Genomic DNA, 17,395 nt, shown 5'->3' with positions numbered 1-17,395 from the left:
ACGAGGACCGCGCCATGTCCCACAGCAGGCGTATCAGCATCATCGCGGGAACGGCAGCGCTGCTGCTGACGGCCACCGCCTGCTCGGGCCTGGGCCGGAGCACCGTCGGAATGCTCGAGTTCCGCGGCCACGACTCGCCGGTCGAGGTGAGCTACATCAACACCTCCGTCAAGGGCTGCCAGAAGATCGGCCTGCCGAAGGGGGCGACCCACGTGGAGAACAACACCCTCGTGGACGTGGTCCTGTACCGGACGGAGGACTGCCGCAAGATCGACAAGGTCGACGGCACCTACGTGGGCACGACCCTCTCCAACGTCACGGCCCCCGAGGCCCTGCCCTGGCGCAGCTTCAGCGTGATCCACTGACGCACGGCATGCTGGGGAGGTGTCCTCTCCTTCCGTGCATCCCCAACAGCCCGATTCCGCCGACCTGATGGTCGTCTGCGGGGACGACGGGCTGGCCCACCGGCTGGCCGCGGAGCTCCGCGACGTGTACGAGGAGCGGGTGACGCTGGTCGTACCCGCCGCCCGCGAGGCGCGCCCCGGAGCCGGGCCCGGAACGGGCCGGACGCGTACCCGGGCCGGGGCCGGGCGGGCGCTGCTGGGGCGGTTCCCGGCCGCGCGGATCCGTACGGCGGTCGCCGGAGGGCGGGCCGGCGCCGCGGGGGAGGCGCTCGTACCGGACATGCGGGTGCTGGAGGCTCCCGCCCCCGACGAGGAGGCCCTGGCCGCCGCCGGGGTGGCCGGGGCGGCCGCGCTGGCGCTCGTCCACGAGGACGACGAGACGAACGTACGGGCCGCCCTCGTGGCGCGGCGGCTGAACCCCAGGCTGCGGCTCGTCATCCGCCTCTACAACCGCAAACTCGGCCAGCACCTGGAGGAGTTGCTCGACCAGGCTGCGCTCCTCGCGGAGCCCGGGCTCGACCGGCGGGGGTTGGACTCCGCCACGACCGTGCTCTCCGACGCCGATACGGCCGCCCCCGCACTCGTCGCCTCCGCCGTCGCCGGCACCAGCAAGGTGATCCAGGCCGACGGACTGCTCCTGCGCGCGGTGGAACGCACGCCGCCCGGCCCCGGCGAGGTGGCCGACCCGGGCCTGTGCACCCTGGCCCTGCTCTCCGCCACCGCCGTGGACCCGGCCGGCGCCGACGGATCGGAGCTCGGCGGGGACCGCGGACCGCAACTCCTCCCGGACGACCGGTCCGTGGCGGCCGCGACCGGCCGGGGGATCGTCGCGCTGGAAGCCGTCTCCCACTCCGCGGCCGCACCGGAAGGGCGGCGCCTGAACCAGGTCTCCCTGCCCGTGGGTTCGCTCTTCTCCCGCCGGCTCCGCTGGTCGATGGCCGGGATCACGGCCGCCGTCGGCGCCCTCGCCGTGGCCTCCTCCCTGGTCACCGGGGACACCCCGCTGCACGCCGTCTACCTGACCCTGCTCGACGTTTTCGCGATCAACGACCCCGCGCTCGACCAGCCCACGGAGCGCCAGCTCCTGCAGATCCTGGCCGGCTTCACCGGGCTGCTCCTGCTGCCCGTCCTGGTCGCCGCGGCCCTCGAAGCACTGGGCGCCTTCCGCACCGCCACCGCCCTGCGCAGGCCGCCGCGCGGGCTCTCCGGCCACGTCGTGCTGCTCGGACTCGGCAAGGTCGGCGCCCGGGTGCTCGCGCGGCTGCGGGAGCTGGGGATCCCCGTGGTGTGCGTGGAGTCCGATCCCACGGCCCGCGGGATCGCCCTCGCACGCCGCCTGCACGTACCCGTCGTGCTCGGCGACGTCACCGACGAAGGGGTCCTGGAGGCCGCCCGGATCCACCGGGCGCACGCCCTGCTGGCGGTGACCAGCTCGGACACCACCAACCTGGAGGCCGCGCTCTACGCCCGCTCGGTGAAACCCGGCGTACGGGTGGTGATGCGGCTCTACGACAACGAGTTCGCCACCGCCGTCTACCGCACCCTGCGCGAGGCCCACCCGGGCGCCCTCACCCGGAGCCGCAGCGTCTCCCATCTCGCCGCGCCCGCGTTCGCCGGGGCCATGATGGGTCGCCAGGTGCTCGGCGCGATCCCGGTGGAGCGCAGGGTGCTGGTGTTCGCGGTGCTGGAGGTGGCGGGCCATCCCCAGCTGGAGGGCCGCACCATCGCGGAATCGTTCCGGCCCGGCGCCTGGCGGGTCGTCGCCCTGGACACCGCGGCCCCGGCGGACCGCCGCCCCGGACTCGCCACCGAACCGGGCTACGACACGGCCCGGCGGCCCGCCCTGGTGTGGGACCTGCGCCCCGGCCACGTCCTGCGCCCGGAGGACCGCGTGGTCATGGCCGCCACCCGGCGCGGCCTGGCGGAACTGCTCGGCCGCGGGCAGGCGCGTACGGCCGGGGCCGCGGACACCGGAGCGGGTCAGCCCGGCTGAGCCGTCCGCGGGATGCCGCCGGCGGGCGGGAGGACGTGGTGCGTGCCGTGCCCGGCGGCGTCGACGTGCACCACGTGGGCGCCGACCCGCACCGTCTGCGTGCCCGCGGCGGTCCAGCAGCCCGAGGGACCCTCGGCGTGCGGCAGCGGGGACCAGACCTCCAGGAAGGTGCTGCCGTCGAGGTTGGTGCCCGTCTCGATCAGTCCGTCGCCGTCCGGGCGCAGCGCCCCGACGTCGTGGCCCGGGGAGCCGACGTCGTGGTGGAAGGTGACCAGCGCACCGTCGTACGAGGTGGTTCCGGCGAACCCGCGGCTGTCGGCGTAGAGGGTGCCGCTCTGGAGCCACACGATGTGCTCGGTCTCCTGGAGCGGGCCGCCGTTCCGGCTGATTCCGGCGCGCAACCAGGCGCCGTGGCGGGGCGCGTCCACGGCCGGGGCGGTGCGGGTCTTCTCCATGGCCCCACCGTATCGGCGCGGCGGCTGCCGGACAGGCCCGGCCTGTTCCGTTCCCGCCCTCCCGGTCCCGCCCCGGTTCGGGAGGCGGTCGGAGGGCTGTCGTAGCATCACGGACATGCAGCCCGTCCGCGCCCTCCGCCGAGCCTCGGCCCTGGCCGCGGGTGTCGTGGCGGTGCTGCTGCTCGTCTGCGGCGGGCTGTTCACGCATCCCGCGTCCGCGGGGGACGCGGCGGGCATGCGGATGGACGCGATGGCCGGGATGCCCGCCGAGGCCGGGATGCCCGCCGGGGCCGGGCCGTCTGCCATGGCCGCGATGCCGGCGATGGACGGCGGCCGGCGGAGCGGCAGCGCGGGCGCGGGGAGTGACGGAGGCTGCTCGGACTCCGCGCAGGACTGCCCGCTGGCGTCGGCGTACGCGCCGACCGTGCAGGCCGGTCCGGCGGGAGATCTCCCCGGCTGCGCCCTCGGCGGGACGCGGCCCGCGGCCCACGGCCGGACGGGGCCCGCGCCGCCCCCGGAACGCTCCCGCCCCAGAACCCCCGATCTCGACTCCCTCTGCGTCAGCCGGACCTGACCGGTCCCGCACCCGTACCCGCCCGCACGCCGGGCGGCCGGGGTGCTTCGCCGTGTCCTGATCCACCGCGACGTACAGGGAGTCCCTTCCCCATGGCTTCATCCACCGCGTTGTTCGTCACCGGTCTCTCGACCGGTCTGCTCGCCGGCGGCGCCTCCTGCGCCGCCGTCCAGGGAGGCCTGCTCGCCGGGGCCGTCGGCCGCCGGTCCACCGAGTGGTCCGAGGAGAGGTGGCGGCGCAGCGGCCTCTTCGCCCCCGTCGGGGCCTTCCTCGGCGCCAAGCTCCTCTCCCACACCCTCCTCGGCGCCGCCCTCGGCCTGATCGGAGCCGCCGTCCAGCCGGGTCCGCGCACCCGGGCCGTGCTGATGCTGTGCGCGGGCGCCTTGATGGTCCTCTTCGCCCTCGACATGTTCGGAGTGCGCGGGGTACGCCGCTTCGTGCCGCGCACGCCCGCCTCCTGGGGCCGGCGGGTCCGCCGCTCGGCCCGGTCCACGGCCGTCACCACCCCGGCCGTCCTCGGCTTCCTGACCGTACTGATCCCCTGCGGGGTGACCCTGAGCGTCGAGCTGCTCGCCGTCACCTCCGGCGGCCCGCTCGCGGGAGCGGCCGTCATGGCCGGCTTCGTCCTCGGGACCGGCCCGCTCTTCGCGGTCCTCGGCTTCTTCCTGCGCTCCGCCGCCCGGCTGTGGCAGGGGCGGCTGACCCTGGCGACCGCCGCCGTGGTGCTGCTCGTCGCCGTGTGGACCCTCGGCAGCGGGCTGAGGCTCGGCGGCTGGTGGCCCACCGGAGCCCCGGAGGCGGTGGCCGCCGAGGTGGCGGCCGACACGGTGGTGCTCAACCCGGACGGCACGCAGACCGTGACCATCCGGGCCCGTACGAACGCCTACGCCCCGGCCGCCGTCACGGCGAAGGCCGGCGTCCCCACCACCCTGGTCGTCGCCACGCGGGGGACGGGCGGCTGCGTCCGCGCCTTCGTCATCCCCGATCTCGGCATCCAGAAGATCCTCCCCACGACCGGGACCACCGGCATCGACCTGGGCGCCCGGCAGCCGGGGACGCTCGACTACAGCTGCGGCATGGGCATGTACGGCGGCCGGATCACCTTCGAGAACCAGACCACGACGCAGGAGGGCGCCTCGTGAAGGAGCGCATGGAGTTCACCGTGACCGGCATGCACTGCGGCAGCTGCGGGCTGCTGATCGACGACGAGGTGGAGGAGCTGGCGGGAGTCCTCTCCAGCGCGACGAGCGTCCGCGCGGGCCGCACCGTGGTCGAGACGGACCGGCCCGTACCCCCGGCCGATGTGATCGCGGCGATCGCCGCCGCGGGATATCCGGCGGAACTCGTGCGACAGCCGGTGGCCTACGATCTTGCCGGCACCGAAAGCAAGGACTGACAGACATGGACAACGGTTTCAAGGACGTCCCGCCGACCACCCTCGCCGACCTCCTGGGCCGCGAGCAGGTCATGGACATCGGTATCCGACCGCTGTGGGACGCGCCGCGCGTGGCGGGCCCCGCGTACACGGTGCGGTGCGAGCCCGGGGACAACCTGATGCTGCACGCGGCCATCTACCGTGCCGAGCCCGGCTCGGTGATCGTCGTGGAATCGGGAGACCTGGACTACGCGCTCGCCGGCGGCAACGTGTGCGCCGTCGCCCAGCGCCGGGGAATCGCCGCCTTCGTGCTCGACGGGCTGCTGCGCGACCTCGCGGAGGTGCGGGAAGCGGGCTTCCCCGTCTTCGCCCGCGGGGTCGTTCCCGTTCCGGGGGCCAAGAAGAAGCTCGGCTCGCTCGGCGGAGCCGTCCGGGTCGGCGGGGTGCACGTGCACCCCGGTGACCTCGTGGTCGCCGACGAGGAGGGCATCGTGGTCACCCCGGCCGCCCGGCAGGACGAGATCCTGGCGGCCGCCCGGGACAAGCTGGCCAAGGAGGCCGGGGAGTCCCTGGACGCCTGGGAGGAGCAGCACCGCGCGCGCATCGAGCAGGCGCTGAGCGGCCTCGGCTTCACCGGCTGACCGCACCTCGTACCGGGCCCCGCGCGGGCCCGGTACCAGGCCCCCTCAGCCGCGGTCGTCGCCCCGCTGCTCGCCGCCGTCCTGCCGGTCGCCGCCGGTCCTCGGGGCGGTCAGCAGGACCTCGCGCAGCCGGGCGACCAGGGCGGAGGCGCTCTCCGGCTCCTCGCCGGCCCCCTCGGTGCGGGCGTCGTCGGTGGACAGCTGCTCCAGGTTGTCGGAGAGGGCGTCGGCGTAGGCCTGCTCCTTCTCCACCATGCCGCCGGGCTGGCGCAGTCCGATGGTGGCCTCGATGGCCTTGCCGATCAGTGCGGTCATCACGAACGAGAACAGCCCGAGCACCACCGTGGCGGTGAGCTGCTTGCTCAGCAGGTCCCAGGAGCCCCCGTAGAACAGGCCCTTGTGGCCCGTGAGGGTCCCGGTCGCGCAGAGGCCGGCCATGACCATGCCGACGATCCCGCCCCAGCCGTGGATGCCGACGACGTCCAGGGTGTCGTCCACGCCCAGCCGGTACTTCCAGCTGATCGCGAACGCGCAGGTCAGCCCGGCGAGGAAGCCGATGACGGTGGCCCAGACCGGGCTCACCCCGCCCGCCAGCGGGGTCATGGCGACCAGTCCCGTGACCGCGCCCATGCACATGTCGAGCAGGCCGACCTGCCGGGTGCGCCACCAACTGGTCACCGCCCAGCCGGCCATCGCCGCGCCCGCCGCGAGCTGGCTGTTGAGGAAGGCCATCGCCGCGCCGCCCGGGGTCTCCAGGGAGGAACCGGTGTTGAAGCCGAACCAGCCGAACCACATGAGCGACAGCCCGATGACCACGAGCGGCAGGTTGTGCGGCCGGATGCCCTGGCGGTCGAAGTCCGCCCGCTTGCCCGCGACGATGGCGAGGGCGAGGCCGGCGGCCCCCGATCCGATCTCCACGACGGTGCCGCCGGAGAAGTCCACAGCGCCGAGCTGCTTGGCGACCCAGCCTTCCGGGTCGAACACCCAGTGGGCCATGGGGATGTAGACCAGCAGGGTCCACGCGATGACGAAGGCGATCCAGCCGCCCATCTTCGCGCGGCCCGCGATCGAGCCCGCGATCAGGGCCACGGTGACGACGGCGAAGGACAGGTGGAAGACCACGAAGGTGACCGTGGGCACGGAGCCGGTCAGCGACCGGGCGTCGATCCCGCGCAGGAAGGCGTGGTCGAGCGTGCCGATGACCCCGAGGCCGCCCGCATCGGGGCCGAAGGCCAGGGAGTAGCCGATCGCGAACCAGAGCACGGTGACGATCACCATGCAGAAGAAGATCATCTTCAGCATGGCGACGATCTGGCCGGTGCGGACCATGCCGCCGTAGAAGAAGGCCACTCCGGGAGCCATCAGCAGCACCAGGGCTGTGGCCATCATCAGCCAGGACGCGTTGCCGGAGTCGGCGACGGCGGGTGCGGCGGAGACCGTCGATACGGTTGCGGCAATCGTGTGCGCGGTCACTTGTCACGCTCTCGTCGGTCCAGTACGGAAACGATCTCGGCGAGCAGGGCGGCGTCCTGCTGTTCCGCGTCGTCCTTCGAGGCGCCCGCCCCGGCGGTCTCGCGGGGGGCGGTCGCGGCTCCGCCGATGCGGTCGCGGATCTCGTCCAGGGTCGCGTTGTCGTAGGCGACCTCCTCCTCCCGGCCGGGTACGTTCTCGTACTCCTCCGAAGCGCGGAAGCCGACGGCCTTGTCGATCGCCTTGGCGATGAGCCAGGTCATGGCGAAGGCGAAGGAGCCGACGGCCAGGACGGCGACCGCCTGACGCCAGAGCAGGTCGAGGCCGCCCCCGTAGAAGAGGCCCTTCTTGCCGCTCATCGCCGCCGTCGCGAAGAAGCCGATGGAGAGGACGCCGACGATGCCGCCCCAGCCGTGCACGCCGACCACGTCGAGGGTGTCGTCGACGCCGATCTTGAACTTCATGTTGATGGCGAAGCAGCAGACCACGCCGGCGATGAAGCCGATGATCAGCGCGCCGAGCGGGGAGACCTCGCCGCAGGCGGGGGTGATGGCCACCATGCCGGCGACCGCCGCCGAGGCCACACCGAGCATCTCCACGTGGCCCAGGCGCCACTTCTCGATGATCGGCCAGCCGATCATCGCGCCCGCGGCGGCCAGTTGGGTGTTGAAGAAGGTGGTCGGCGCGCTGCCCTCGACCTGGAGCGCGGAGCCCGCGTTGAAACCGAACCAGCCGAACCACAGCAGTGCCAGGCCGATGATGACCAGGGGCAGGTTGTGCGGGCGGATGGTCTCCCGCTCGAAGTCCTTGCGCTTGCGCAGCACGATGGCCACCGCGAGCCCCGAGGCCCCGGAGCTGAGCTCGACGGGCAGGCCGCCGGCGTAGTCGAGCGCGCCCAGGGACTCGTTGATCCACCCGTCGGGGGCGAACACCCAGTGCGCGGTGGGCACGTAGACCAGCATGGTCCAGGCGACGACGAAGACCAGCCACCCCTTCATGGTGGCGCGGCCCGCGATCGAGCCGCTGATCAGCGCCACCGTGATGATCGCGAAGGACATCTGGAAGCAGGCGAAGATCACGGTCGGGATGGAGCCGTGGAGGGACTCCATCCCGATGCCCCGGAAGAAGGCGTGGTCGAGGTTGCCGATCAGGCCGCCGCCGGCGTCCTTGCCGAAGGCGAGGGAGTAACCGACCGCGACCCACAGGATGGTCACCAGCGACAGGCAGGCGAAGCTCATCTTGAGCATCACCAGCACGTGCTTGGTCTTGACCATGCCCCCGTAGAAGAAGGCGAGGCCGGGGGTCATCAGCAGCACCATGGCGGTGCTCGCCATCATCCAGGCGGTATTACCCGTATCGTAGCCACTGGGCATGTGGTGGAGCTCTCTCTGGTCGTGAACGGGCTTGAGGGGATGCGGAGTTCAGGTCTTGCGCAGGTCCGGGGCGGGTACGCCGGTCAGCCTGCGCCGCACCGCGTCCCAGACGGACCCGAGCGCCCGGGTCACGGCCTCGGTGTGCTCCCCGAGCACCCGCGCCCAGGCCCCGCAGTCCTGCGGCAGCGCGCTGACCCCGTACGGGAGCCCGTGGCCGGCCAGGGTCGCGTGCAGCAGATCGGCGAGCTCCCGGGCGGGGGCGAGCGGGCTGACCGCGAAGAAGCAGGCCATCACCGGATGGCCCGCCAGCACGGCGGGTCCGTCGACGGAGCGGCCGCCACGGGGATCCCCGGCCCCGCCCGGCTCCAGCCGCACGGTGTCCAGTGCCACCAACTCGCCTGTCGGTCGGCGCAGTTCGAAGTCCGAGGCGAAGACCTGGTAGGCGTTGCGCTCTCCGCGGGCGAGCCGGCCGGACACGACGGTCTCGCTCACCAGCACGGTGGCCGTGGGATCGGCGGTGACGACGGTGCGCTGGTAGAAGCGGGCGTCGACGTACGGGATGACCGGGTCCGGCAGGTACTCGACGTACGCGTCCGGGCCGGCGGTCAGGAAGGTCTGCGCGACGGCGTAGTCGTGCTCCATCCGGTAGACCTTGGTGGCCGCCTGGGTGGTGACGTGCGCCGAGGTGCCGGGCCCGAAGGACAGGTCGGTGCGCAGCCGGTCGGCCTGGATGACCCCGCCGCCCGTGGACATCAGGAAGGTGATGGGCAGGTCGGGGCGGTACGGGTCGAAGTAGAGCGGCCGCATGATCTGGAGCGGGGACTTCTGGTAGTGCCGCACCAGCTCGGTGCGCCCGCCGACCTGCTCGAAGCCCAGCTCCAGCAGGCCGACCTTGCCGGGACGCCCGACACCGAGGGTGTCGGGCACCGAGGCGTGGCGCAGGACCTCCAGGGGGACGCGCGGCGGTTCGTAGTGCGCGGGCTCCAGGCGTGCGGGCGGCGGGAGGACGGGCGGCAGGAGGGTGCGGGGCGGGTCCGTCACCAGGCTCACGCCGGCACCCTGCGGAAGGACGCGAGGAAGTCGGCCACGTCCTCCAGGCCCTGCCCGGTCAGGCAGTTGGTGAGGACCACGGGGCGCCCCTCGCGCACGCGGTGGGCGTCGGACTCCATGACGCCGATGTCGCAGCGGACGTACTGGGCGATGTCGATCTTGTTGATCACGAGCATGTCGGACTCGGTGATGCCCGGGCCGCGCTTGCGGGGCATCTTCTCGCCCTCGGCGGTGTCCAGGACGAAGAGGAAGAGGTCGACCAGGACCGGGCTGAAGGTCAGGGTGAGGTTGTCGCCGCCCGACTCGTAGAGCAGGGTGTCGACATCGGGGAACCGCTCCAGCATCTCCGCGCCCGCGGCCAGGTTCATCGTCGGGTCGTCGCGCACCGCGGTGTGCGGGCACGCACCCGTCTCCACGCCCACGACGCGCTCGGGGTCGAGCACCCCGGCGAGGGTGCGGCGGACCTGGCGGGCGTCCTCCTGCGTGTAGATGTCGTTCGTGATCACGGCGGGCCGGTGCCCCCGCGCGATGAGCACCGGCACCAGGGCCTCGATCAGAGCCGTCTTGCCGGAGCCGACGGGGCCGCCGACGCCGACGCGCAGGACGTTGTCCTCGTTCATCAACAGTCACACACCTTCCAAAGGGACAGCTGGAAAAAGAGAAAAAGGGGGAGGGGGAGGGGGGATATCAGGTGGCGAACAGCCTTGCCTCGGCACGTTCATGACGTCCCGACATCACATCCGCCATCGGAACGCATCCGCCGAGATCGGCGAGTTCGCGGCGCAGGGCCGCCTCCGCCACCTCCTCGATGACGGGGGCGATCCCGCGCAGGATCACCTGCGCCCTGCGGTGGTCGGTGAGCCGCAGCCGCAGCGCGGCCCCGGTGAAGCTGGCGGAGTAGGCGAACAGGTCGCTCACGACGGCCTGTTCGGCCGGCACTCCGGCGGCCGCGTACGCGACCCCGGCGGCCACGGCCTGCGAGCCCGGCGCCCGCTTGGCGGCGACGAGCTCCGCGTACCGGTCGAGGGGCTCCCCGCCGACGCACTCGCGGGCGATGTCCAGCAGCTGGCGGCCGGTTCGGGTGGCGGCGCGGCGCAGCCCCTCGTTCAGCTTGGTCGCGTTCAGCCGCTGGTCGGTCTCGGCCAGGGCCTCCCAGTCACCGGCCAGCGCGGCCCGGTGGGCCAGCGCGAGCGCGGTGGCGTCGGAGGGCCCCACCGCGTGCCGCAGCAGGTCGGCCAGCAGGGCCGGTACGCCCTCCGGGGTCACGGCCTTGGCCTGGGCGTAGCCCTCCAGGCCGTGGGAGAGGGTGTAGAAGCCGCTGGGGAAGGCCGAGTCGGTGAGCTGGAGGCTGACCAGCAGGGCCTGTAGCGGAGTCGCGGCCGCGGGGCTCACCGGCGCTGGGTTCGCGGCCGTACTCATGCCAGGTAGAACAGGTGGTTCAGGGGCAGTTCGCGGGCCGGCTCGATCGTGGCCGGCACCCCGTCGAGGGTGACCTTGTAGGTCTCCGGATCGACGGTGATGACCGGGAGGGCGTCGTTGCGGACCATGTGCTGCTTGCCGACGGTGCGGCAGTGCCTGACCGGCAGGACCCTGCTGTCCAGGCCCAGCTTCTCCGGAACGCCGAGGTCGATCGCGGCCTGCGACATGAAGGAGACCCGGGTGGCCTGCCTGGCCTTGCCGTAGGCGCCGAACATGGGCCGGTAGTAGACCGGTTGAGGGGTCGGCAGCGAGGCGTTCGGGTCGCCCATCAGCGCCCAGTTGATCAGGCCGCCCTTGATGACCATCTTCGGCTTGGCGGCGAAGGAGCCGATCGGCCACAGCACGATGTCGGCGAGCTTGCCCGTCTCCAGGGAGCCGATGTGCTCGGCGGTGCCCGTGGCGATCGCCGGGTTGATCGTGATCTTGGCGAGGTAGCGCAGGGCGCGGAAGTTGTCGTTGCGCTCGGTGTCGCCGTCGAGCTTGCCGCGCTGGTCCTTGCAGTGGTGCGCGGTCTGGAAGGCGCGGGTCCAGGACTCGCCGATGCGGCCCATGGCCTGGGAGTCGGAGGAGAAGATCGAGATGACCCCCTCGTCGTGCAGCACGGTCTCGGCGGCGATCGTCTCGGCGCGCACGCGCGAGTCCGCGAAGGAGACGTCCTCGGGGATGTCGTGCGACAGGTGGTGGCAGACCATCACCATGTCGAGGAGCTCATCGACCGAGTTCACCGTGTACGGCAGCGTCGGATTGGTCGAGGACGGCAGGACGTTGGGCTCGCCGGCCACCCGCATGATGTCGGGGGCGTGGCCGCCGCCCGCACCCTCGGTGTGGAAGGTGTGGATGGTGCGCCCGTCGATGGCGGAGCGGGTGTCCTCGAAGAAGCCGGACTCGTTCAGGGTGTCGGTGTGCACCGCGACCTGTACGTCGTAGGCGTCGGCCACGTCGAGGGCCCGGCTCAGCGCGGCCGGAGTGGTGCCCCAGTCCTCGTGCACCTTCAGACCGCAGACGCCCGCCTCGACCTGCTCGATCAGCGCCTCCGGCAGCGAGCCGTTGCCCTTGCCCAGCAGGCCGACGTTGACCGGCAGGTCCTCGGAGGCCTGGTACATGCGGCCGATGTTCCACGGCCCCGGGGTGCAGGTGGTGCCGTTGGTGCCGTCGGAGGGGCCGGTGCCGCCGCCGATGAGGGTCGTGATGCCGTTGGACAGGCCGTGCTCGGCCTGCTGCGGGGCGATGAAGTGGATGTGGCTGTCGATGCCGCCGGCCGTGGCGATCATGTGCTCGCCCGAGATGACCTCGGTGCCGGGCCCGATGACCAGCTTGGGGTGCACCCCCGACTGGGTGTGCGGGTTGCCGGCCTTGCCGAGACCCGCGATGAAACCGTCCTTGACGCCGAGGTCGCCCTTGACCACGCCCAGCACGGCGTCCATGACCACCACGTTCGTGATGACCAGGTCGAGGGCCCCCTGCAGGTTCGTGGCCTGCGGGTCCTGAGCCATGCCGTCGCGGATGCCCTTGCCGCCGCCGTAGACGGCCTCGTCGCCGTAGTGGCCCTCGTTGTGGTCCTTCTCGACCTCGATGACCAGATTGGTGTCCGCCAGGTGGAAGCGGTCGCCGACGGTCGGCCCGAACAGGTCGGTGTACTGCTTGCGGCTCAGGACAGCCATCTCTACTTGTCGCCCTTCTTGGAGGTCTTGGACTTCTTCGCGGCCGCGGACTTGGCGGGTGCCTTGGCCGCGGGCTTCGCGGCCGGCTTCGCCGTGGCCGGCGCGGCCTGCGTTGCCGCCTGCGCCGCCGCGGCCTGCTGCGCCGACTCCGCCCGGGCGCCCAGGAATCCGAGCTCGACGGCCCGGTTCATCGCGCGGACGCGGGTGTCCGTGGAGCCCAGACCGCCGTTGACGAGGGAGCTGAAGCCGATCAGCCGGCCGTGGCCGCTGTACGCGGTGAGCTCGACCTCGCGGGTGTCGCCCGGCTCGAAGCGGACGCCGGTGCCGGCGGGGAGGTCGAGGTGCATGCCGTAGGCGGCGTTGCGGTCGAAGTCGAGGGCTCGGTTGACCTCGAAGAAGTGGTAGTGCGAGCCGACCTGTACGGCGCGGTCACCGGTGTTGGAGACGGTGACCCTGGCCTTGCGGCGGCCGGCGTTGATCTCTACGGGGCCTTCGCCGTAAAGGTATGTGGCGCCACCTGACATGGTGGTACTTCCCTTCCTTCGGATCAGTGGGGGGAACGGCCGTGCGGGTGGCCGTGACCCTGCTCGTGCTCGTGGTCGTGACCCTGCGCGTGCTCATGGGCGTGCACGTGCGGGTGGGTGTGGTCGTGGTCGTGGTGGCCGTGGTCGCCGCCCGGGCCGTGGGAGTGCGCGTACCCGTGCCCGTGCTCGGCGTCCAGGCCCTCGGCCACGCCGTCCCGGCCGTGGGCCAGCCGGTGCAGGGCTTCCCGCGTGCGGGCCCGTACGACCTGCGCGATCGCCGCCCCGGACAGCAGCGGACCGGTGTCCAGGACCCCGTCCGGGAGCACGTCCGGCGGGGCGAACGCGGCCCGGACCAGGGAGACGTGGCCGGCGCCGAGCAGGCGGCAGCGCTCCGCGCCCTCCGCCAGGTCCGGGTCACCGCCGTCGAAGGCGACCTCGACCCAGCGGTGGTGTCCGTACTGGCGGACCAGCCGGGCCACCCGGAACAGATCGGCGTCCTCGAAGGGACCCGCCGCGGGGGCCGTGACCAGAACGGCGGAGGTGTCGGGCGCCTCCCGCACCGCCTTGAGGGCGGCCGTACGGAGCCACGCGGTCAGGTGGTCCACGGTGGCGAAGGGGGGCGCCAGCACGAGCCGGCCGGCCCCCTCCTCCCGGCCCAGCCAGCGCAGGGCGCGGGCGCAGTCGGCGATCAGCCCGGGGTCGCGCCCCAGCGTCATCGGCACCACGCACACCGGCTCGGGCGAGGCCCCGAGCGCGGCGCGCACGGCTTCGGCCAGCGGCCGGCCGGGGTGCACGGCACCTGCGGAGCCGCCGCCCTCGTGGCCGCCGGCCAGGACGACGGAGGCGGCGGATTCCGTTGCCCGGCCCGGCCGTTCGGGTGCGATGGCCGCCACCGCTCAGGCGCCGACGGGGTCGTGGCAGGAGACGAGCTTGGTGCCGTCCACGAAGGCGGCCTCGACCTGGAGCAGCGGAAGCATCTCCCGTACGCCCTTCATGACGTCGGCGGCGGAGACCATCTGCTTGCCGAGCTCCATGCACTCGGCGACGGTCCTGCCGTCGCGGGCGCCTTCGAGGATGCCCTCGCTGATCAGGGCGCAGGCTTCGCTGTAGTTGAGCTTGACGCCCCGGTCCCGCCTCTTGCGGGCCAGGTCGGCCACGACGTAGATCCAGAGCTTGTCCATCTCACGGGGAGCGAGATTCACGGGTCACTCACTTTCGGCTCTCACGGTGGTTCAGAAGTGGTTCTGCTGTGGCTGAGGTGGCGTCAGGTCCGGTGCAGCCGCGGGATCTGGGGCACGGCGGCGACGAAGACGACCGTGGTCAGCACGAACGGCCAGGTGAAGGTGTGGCCGCCGAACGGGGCGAAGAAGGCGGTCATCGCGGCCGTGAGTCCGGTCGCGGCCGCTGCGCCCAGCACGGCGAACGCGAAGCTCCACCGGGACCGGACGAGGAAGACACCGCACAGGGCCATCGCGACGAGCACGCTGCTGTAGCCCATGAGCCCCTGTGCGACGCCTTCGGACGGTGAACCCATCGCCCAGGCGACGAAGATGGCCGTGACGCTGCCGACGCAGGCCATGACCCCGGCGACCCGGCTGGCCACGAAGATGCCGGCGAGGAAGATCAGGCCGACGTACCACTGGGGCATGAAGAAGATCTGGCCCACGTTGGCGAAGAAGGCGCGCCAGAGCTGCCCCCAGTCCAGGGCGGTGGTTCCCGCGGCGGCCGCGGGCAGCGCCGCCAGATCGGGGCCGGTGTGCCACACCCGGGAGAAGCTCGGGGCCGCGATGGTCATGACGCTCGCGATGATGCAGAACGGCGCGGTGAACGTGGGGATGTTCCAGGTGCCGAGGACGGTGGCCAGCGCCGAGGTGACGACCACCACGGTGACGCTGCCGCCGATGGCGAGCAGCAGGGTGGAGAGGTGGTCCCACCCGAGGAAGACGGCGAACCCGAGGGAGACGAGGGTGCCGTTGAAACCGCGCAGCCCGGCCGAGACGATCTCGCGGTCGATGCCGAACGCGTAGGCGGTGGCGGTGCCGACGACGGCGCCGAGGAGGCCGTAGAGGGCGTACTGCCAGCCGGCGGCGGCGAGGGCGGCGAGGAAGAAGATGCCGGTGATCGCGCTCGGCATGAAATCGACCTGGGCGACACCGCGCAGGACTTCCTGGATGAAACTCGCGGGTTGAGCCGGAGCCTGGCGTGCGGGCTCCGTTGCCAAGGCCTGCATTGCATTCTCTCCTGGACAAAAAGAAGAGGGCCCTTAAAGGCCCGTGAATCGGCGGTGCGTTGACGACAGTACCGGGGAACCCAATTAATTCTGACCGGAGATGGGCGTGTCGGGTATGTGGGCGGACGCGGCCCGATTGTTGTAAATGTGCTCGTCATTTCCATTCCGCCGGACGGAAATAGGATCGGAATATCTGAACCAAAAACCCGATGGTCGAACAAGGCTCTCCCTCGCGCCCGGAAGGGTCATCACCCCCGCACCGATGGCGCGTCGCACCGCCCGGACCCGGCGCCGTGGTGTCCCTTGGCGGGGTGCGAGTCAATCCGGGTGCCCGGTGGTGGGCCGAGCTGTCGCCGGCCGCCGGCGCCGCCGTCATGGCGGCCGGGATCATCTCGGCCGGGCTGCACCTGATCGGCCGGGACGCGCTGTCGATCGCCGCGCTGGCCCTCGCCGCCGCGCTGTGGCTCGTACTCGCCGCCGACTTCGCCGCCCGGCTCCTGGGCGACCGCCGGCGGTTCCGTGCGGAGGCCGACACCCCGGCGGCCCTCACCGCGGTGGCCGCCACGACCGTGCTCGGCACGCGGCTCTCCCTCCTGGGATGGCAGTCCGTGGCCCTCGGGCTGCTGGCGCTGGCCGCCGCGCTCTGGCCGGGGCTGCTGGTCGCCGTACTGCGGCACTGGGGGTACCGGATGCCCGGGGCGGCCTTCCTCGTCTGCGTGGCCACCCAGGGTCTCGCCGTCCTGGCGGCCACCCTGGCCGCCCCCACCGGCCACGACTGGCTCGGCCGGGCCGCACTGGCCGCCTTCTGCCTGGGACTGGTGCTCTACGTCGAGGCGCTCGTGCGCTTCGACTTCCGGCAGGTGGTCTCGGGTGCGGGCGACCACTGGGTGGCGGGCGGGGCGCTGTCCATCACCGCCCTCGCCGGATCCGGGCTCACGGCGTCACCGCTGTGGACGGGATGGGCGCACACGGGGCTGCGTACCGTCACCCTGGCCGCCCTCGGCGTCTCCCTGGCCTGGTACGCCGTGCTCCTCGCGGCCGAAGCGGTCCGGCCGCGGCCCCGCTACGACGTCCGGCGCTGGGCGAGCGTCTTCCCGCTCGGCATGACGGCGACGGCCTGCCTTTCGGCCGCCGCCCCGACGGGGGTGGGATGGCTGCGGCCCCTCGGCGCGGTGCTGCTCTGGGTGGCGGTCGGGGCGGCGGTGCTGACGTTCGCGGCCTTCGTTGCGGAGCGGCGTGAGCGGGGCCGTCCGCGGAAGTGAGCGGGCGGATCCGCCGAGCCGATGCGGCTGCTACGGGTGCGGCCCGGCGGCCGCCCTCGACGCGGAAAGGGTCACGCACCCCAAGAGCGCCACGGCCAGGGCCAGTGCCCACGCCGGACCGTGGCGAAGCGTCAGGAGACCGCCTGCGAGGGCTCCGAGCAGCAGGGCCACGACCGTCACGAGGCGACGCAGCGGACCGGGCCCCCACGGATCGGCCGCCAGTCCGGTCAGGGCCCTGGTGACGACGGTGGTGGTGAGGTCGGGGAGGGCGAGCCGGTGCACGACGGCGTTCTGCAGGCCCATGCCGAGGGCGAGCAGGGCGATGACTCCGGGAGGCCCGGCTCCGAGCGCGGTCAGGGCCAGCGCCCCGCCCACCAGGACGGTTTGCACCGCCACCAGCGGCGCGAACATCCTGGCCGCCCCGGTGCTCCGCCGCAGCCGCCCGGCGGCAGCCGCCCCGGCCAGGAAGGCGCCGACGGCGAGCAGGGAGTCGGGGGCGGACAGGGACCGGTCCCCGGCGATGGCGAAGCCGAGGAAGACGACGTTGCCCGTCATGTTGGCCACGAAGACGTGGCCGAGGCCCAGGTAGCTCACCGCGTCGACCACACCGCTCACGAAGGTGAGGACGATCAGCAGCGGCGGCAGCACCCCGTGGGGAGACTCCGCGCCGGCGGCCTCCGGAGGGAACAGCCGCGCGGCCAGCGGGCGCAGGATCCCGCGTCGCGGCGGTGGGGCGGGGGTCGGGGTCAAGGCGTCCCTCCGGTCGTCGCACGGGCGGGCCGGCTGCGGAGTGACTCGCGCACCCCGCAGGAAGGGCGGGGCTCCGCCCCGGGAAGGCTAGCGCCGCCCCACCCACCCGAGCGGCATCGACCCGCGTCGGCGGGAGGCCTGCCGGGGATGCGGG

19 protein-coding genes are annotated in these 17,395 nt (G+C 72.8%); 7 read left to right on the top strand and 12 right to left on the bottom strand.

Annotated features, from left to right (window positions below; genetic code table 11):
* The first annotated feature begins 14 nt into the window (after nucleotides 1–14).
* Together NLX94_RS01095 and NLX94_RS01090 are read left to right on the top strand one after the other, a co-directional pair.
* Entirely contained in the window at nucleotides 15–365 is a 351-nt protein-coding gene (locus NLX94_RS01095; RefSeq protein WP_254380613.1) for a hypothetical protein, read from the top strand.
* Between the two features lie 67 nt (nucleotides 366–432).
* Entirely contained in the window at nucleotides 433–2,397 is a 1,965-nt protein-coding gene (locus tag NLX94_RS01090; RefSeq protein ID WP_254381198.1) for a TrkA family potassium uptake protein, read from the top strand.
* Here NLX94_RS01090 and NLX94_RS01085 read toward each other — a convergent pair.
* Entirely contained in the window at nucleotides 2,385–2,852 is a 468-nt protein-coding gene (locus NLX94_RS01085) for a hypothetical protein (RefSeq protein WP_254380612.1), read from the bottom strand. The genes NLX94_RS01090 and NLX94_RS01085 overlap by 13 nt on opposite strands.
* Before the next feature lie 115 nt (nucleotides 2,853–2,967).
* On the opposite strand from NLX94_RS01085, the gene NLX94_RS01080 reads away from it, so the two are divergent.
* The 4 genes from NLX94_RS01080 (at nucleotide 2,968) to NLX94_RS01065 (ending at nucleotide 5,442) form a co-directional block, all read left to right on the top strand.
* Nucleotides 2,968–3,426: a hypothetical protein gene (locus NLX94_RS01080; protein ID WP_254380611.1), complete on the top strand. Its 459-nt coding sequence runs from the start codon at nucleotides 2,968–2,970 to the stop codon at nucleotides 3,424–3,426.
* A 92-nt stretch (nucleotides 3,427–3,518) separates the two neighbouring features.
* Complete coding sequence (locus NLX94_RS01075) at nucleotides 3,519–4,568, top strand: sulfite exporter TauE/SafE family protein (protein ID WP_254380610.1); 1,050 nt, start codon at nucleotides 3,519–3,521, stop codon at nucleotides 4,566–4,568.
* The gene (locus tag NLX94_RS01070) at nucleotides 4,565–4,822 is read left to right on the top strand and encodes a heavy metal-associated domain-containing protein (protein WP_254380609.1); all 258 of its coding nucleotides are present in this window, start codon (nucleotides 4,565–4,567) and stop codon (nucleotides 4,820–4,822) included. The genes NLX94_RS01075 and NLX94_RS01070 overlap by 4 nt, the downstream gene beginning before the upstream one ends.
* Before the next feature lie 5 nt (nucleotides 4,823–4,827).
* A complete protein-coding gene (locus NLX94_RS01065; protein WP_254380608.1) occupies nucleotides 4,828–5,442 on the top strand; it encodes an RraA family protein in 615 nt (204 codons plus the stop codon).
* A 45-nt stretch (nucleotides 5,443–5,487) separates the two neighbouring features.
* Here the strand turns inward: NLX94_RS01065 and NLX94_RS01060 are convergent, their stop codons facing one another.
* From NLX94_RS01060 to NLX94_RS01015, 10 genes are all read right to left on the bottom strand, one after another.
* A complete protein-coding gene (locus NLX94_RS01060; RefSeq protein ID WP_254380607.1) occupies nucleotides 5,488–6,915 on the bottom strand; it encodes an ammonium transporter in 1,428 nt (475 codons plus the stop codon).
* On the bottom strand, nucleotides 6,912–8,285 hold the full coding sequence (locus NLX94_RS01055) for an ammonium transporter (protein WP_254380606.1): 1,374 nt from the start codon (nucleotides 8,283–8,285) through the stop codon (nucleotides 6,912–6,914). The genes NLX94_RS01060 and NLX94_RS01055 overlap by 4 nt, the downstream gene beginning before the upstream one ends.
* 48 nt (nucleotides 8,286–8,333) lie before the next feature.
* Complete coding sequence (locus NLX94_RS01050; RefSeq protein WP_254380605.1) at nucleotides 8,334–9,335, bottom strand: urease accessory protein UreD; 1,002 nt, start codon at nucleotides 9,333–9,335, stop codon at nucleotides 8,334–8,336.
* A complete protein-coding gene (gene ureG / locus NLX94_RS01045; protein WP_254380604.1) occupies nucleotides 9,332–9,955 on the bottom strand; it encodes an urease accessory protein UreG in 624 nt (207 codons plus the stop codon). The genes NLX94_RS01050 and ureG overlap by 4 nt, the downstream gene beginning before the upstream one ends.
* A 67-nt stretch (nucleotides 9,956–10,022) precedes the next feature.
* Nucleotides 10,023–10,754 (bottom strand): urease accessory protein UreF, encoded by a 732-nt coding sequence (locus NLX94_RS01040; RefSeq protein WP_254380603.1) that lies wholly within the window; start codon nucleotides 10,752–10,754, stop codon nucleotides 10,023–10,025.
* Complete coding sequence (gene ureC / locus NLX94_RS01035; RefSeq protein WP_254380602.1) at nucleotides 10,751–12,475, bottom strand: urease subunit alpha; 1,725 nt, start codon at nucleotides 12,473–12,475, stop codon at nucleotides 10,751–10,753. Before ureC ends, NLX94_RS01040 begins: the two co-directional genes overlap by 4 nt.
* Before the next feature lie 2 nt (nucleotides 12,476–12,477).
* Nucleotides 12,478–12,999, bottom strand: a complete 522-nt coding sequence (locus NLX94_RS01030; RefSeq protein WP_254380601.1) for an urease subunit beta — start codon at nucleotides 12,997–12,999, stop codon at nucleotides 12,478–12,480.
* 23 nt (nucleotides 13,000–13,022) lie between these two features.
* Nucleotides 13,023–13,892, bottom strand: coding sequence for a sirohydrochlorin chelatase (locus NLX94_RS01025; RefSeq protein WP_254380600.1), 870 nt, complete (start codon nucleotides 13,890–13,892; stop codon nucleotides 13,023–13,025).
* A 3-nt stretch (nucleotides 13,893–13,895) separates the two neighbouring features.
* Nucleotides 13,896–14,201 carry an urease subunit gamma gene (locus tag NLX94_RS01020; protein WP_250738231.1) on the bottom strand — a complete coding sequence of 102 codons (306 nt, stop codon included), beginning with the start codon at nucleotides 14,199–14,201 and terminating at the stop codon, nucleotides 13,896–13,898.
* Nucleotides 14,202–14,263: 62 nt separating this feature from the next.
* Nucleotides 14,264–15,229 carry an urea transporter gene (locus tag NLX94_RS01015; RefSeq protein ID WP_254380599.1) on the bottom strand — a complete coding sequence of 322 codons (966 nt, stop codon included), beginning with the start codon at nucleotides 15,227–15,229 and terminating at the stop codon, nucleotides 14,264–14,266.
* Between the two features lie 311 nt (nucleotides 15,230–15,540).
* Here NLX94_RS01015 and NLX94_RS01010 point away from each other — a divergent pair, with 311 nt between their 5' ends.
* Nucleotides 15,541–16,491, top strand: coding sequence for a hypothetical protein (locus NLX94_RS01010; protein ID WP_254380598.1), 951 nt, complete (start codon nucleotides 15,541–15,543; stop codon nucleotides 16,489–16,491).
* 30 nt (nucleotides 16,492–16,521) lie between these two features.
* Here NLX94_RS01010 and NLX94_RS01005 read toward each other — a convergent pair whose 3' ends face one another.
* The gene (locus NLX94_RS01005; RefSeq protein ID WP_254380597.1) at nucleotides 16,522–17,241 is read right to left on the bottom strand and encodes a YoaK family protein; all 720 of its coding nucleotides are present in this window, start codon (nucleotides 17,239–17,241) and stop codon (nucleotides 16,522–16,524) included.
* Between the last annotated feature and the right edge of the window lie 154 nt (nucleotides 17,242–17,395).

The organism is Streptomyces sp. TBY4 (assembly GCF_024213195.1).
Classification (GTDB): Bacteria; Actinomycetota; Actinomycetes; order Streptomycetales; family Streptomycetaceae; genus Streptomyces.
The sequence above is the reverse complement of the archived record's forward strand: the minus strand, read 5'-3'. Positions and strand labels throughout refer to the sequence as shown.